At 48.1% G+C, this 1,328-nt stretch carries 1 protein-coding gene; it reads right to left on the reverse strand.

Annotation, left to right across the window (positions count from 1 at the left end):
• A partial coding sequence (locus KDK14_RS07500) for a transglutaminase-like domain-containing protein (protein ID WP_257264445.1) occupies nucleotides 1-1,328 on the reverse strand: 1,328 nt, incomplete at both ends.

Consider the following 1,328-nt stretch of genomic DNA (forward strand, 5'->3'; position numbering starts at 1 on the left):
TGCCTCCCGGACAAAATTGATCGTCGAAGGGCAGGAGAAATCGGCGTCGAACATGTTCGCAGATAAAACATAAAACCATTGGTTAATGTCCTTATTACCAACCATAAACAGTTTTTTGATGTCCATGAGTCGTTTAATAATCTGCCCATCTGCTATTTTCCCGGTGCTGTTGTGCAAGCCGGAGTACAAGGTATCTTCCAATATCATCTTCTTTTTCCTGGATAAATACCATTCGCCACTGCACCAGCTCTCATGAAGATCTCTGTCATTACCAAGCAGCGCAACCATTTGCTCCAGTAAGGCATCACTTTTGGACAGCCCGGTTAAACCCTGTTCATTGCACAGTTTTTTGATTCTTGAGGCGATATTCAGATCAGTGGTGGGCAACGCACGGCTACTGCCAGCGGTCTTGCCGGGCTTCTTTGTAACCCTGAATTTGCGCTTACTGCCCCACCGTTTTCTTTCAGAATGCTGATCGAAAAGCCCGGGCAATGTGTGGGATTGGGAACCCTGTGGTGTTGCCTTTTGGATGGGTTGTGCATCGGGTTCTAATATGTCCAAACGAGTAGGAACACCACCAAGGTCACCCCTCGACTGCCAGCTGCGACCACCATCCAGAGAGTACTCGGGAAATGCATGACTGGCACTGTTCACCAGTCGCGAGGCAATGCCATAATAACGACAAAGTGCTACAAATATTGCGGAGCGGTGCGTGCAATTCCCCTGGCGGTTTTTCAAGAGATACTGGAAAAAGTGTTCACACTGTTCCGGTTTGCCCTTACCAGTAAATTGTTGACAATAAACGGCGATGGCCTCAAGGCGTTGTTGGTGAGACTCTGCCTGTTGAATAGCGATCAGGTCTTCACGTAGCACTTCCGGCAATCCATGAATTTGCTCAAACTCGGTATCGATTCTGGTTTTTATCGCGTTGGAACACCTTATTTCCGGACGATGCATCCATTCTTTCATGGGGCTGTTATCATTGTACGACTTATGATGTTTATCTGACTGTTTATCTGACTGTTTATCTGAATGTTGTTGCACCACGTAAGTGAAGGCTATGGTTTGGTTGTTTTTGGCACCAGAAACTGACACGCTGTGCAGCCCGGAATAGTAGTCTCTGGTCAGCTGGAATGGCAGGTCAGGCTTAATACGCAGATCGGTAATGTCTTCATGGGGACTCAGCCCCGGTAGCCTGAACAGGCCATTGACCGCTTTCAAACGGATATGTGCATGGCTTTGTTTAACACCGGGTACTGAATTTTTCCCGTCGGCCGGATGGCTGGGTAACCTGACCTCAACCGGCGCTGGGGGCAAATCATCAATGA

The sequence above is a fragment of the Endozoicomonas sp. ONNA2 genome, assembly GCF_024606365.1.
Classification (GTDB): domain Bacteria; phylum Pseudomonadota; class Gammaproteobacteria; order Pseudomonadales; family Endozoicomonadaceae; genus Endozoicomonas.